Genomic DNA, 365 nt, shown 5'->3' with positions numbered 1-365 from the left:
ATTCATGTCTAAGCAAGATACTAACAATGTTGATCTAATTACTACAGCCGAAAATATAGAAAATCTATTAACTGCCCTTATTGGCCTATCCGCTTTCTACAAAACAGACGATTCAATTAATGAATTAATATCCCTATTAGTTTCAGAGTCTGAAAATTTAAGTTCAATAATTTCACTTTCTAAAGCTATTCCCCAGCAGGTAATTGATATGGGTTTATTAAACGGCTTGCCGTTTAATGTAAGGCCTAACTTCAAGGTTAATTTGGAAATCACAAGCCAATAGGCCGAAGCCCGCGAAGCGGTAGAATATTAAATTTGGAAAACAGAACCCCGAGCGCAGCGCGCTCCCCTGATAAACCTAGCTG

1 protein-coding gene is annotated in these 365 nt (G+C 37.8%); it reads left to right on the top strand.

What is annotated here, in order from left to right; all coding sequences use genetic code 11:
* Positions 1 to 283, top strand: a 283-nt coding sequence (locus AAEY88_RS12660; RefSeq protein WP_350562944.1) for a hypothetical protein, incomplete at its 5' end; no start/stop codon positions are given.
* Positions 284 to 365: the final 82 nt, after the last annotated feature.

The organism is Psychrobacter sp. CAL346-MNA-CIBAN-0220, assembly GCF_040309805.1.
Classification (GTDB): domain Bacteria; phylum Pseudomonadota; class Gammaproteobacteria; order Pseudomonadales; family Moraxellaceae; genus Psychrobacter.
Note: the sequence above shows the minus strand (reverse complement) of the source record. Positions and strands in the feature narration are given on the sequence as shown.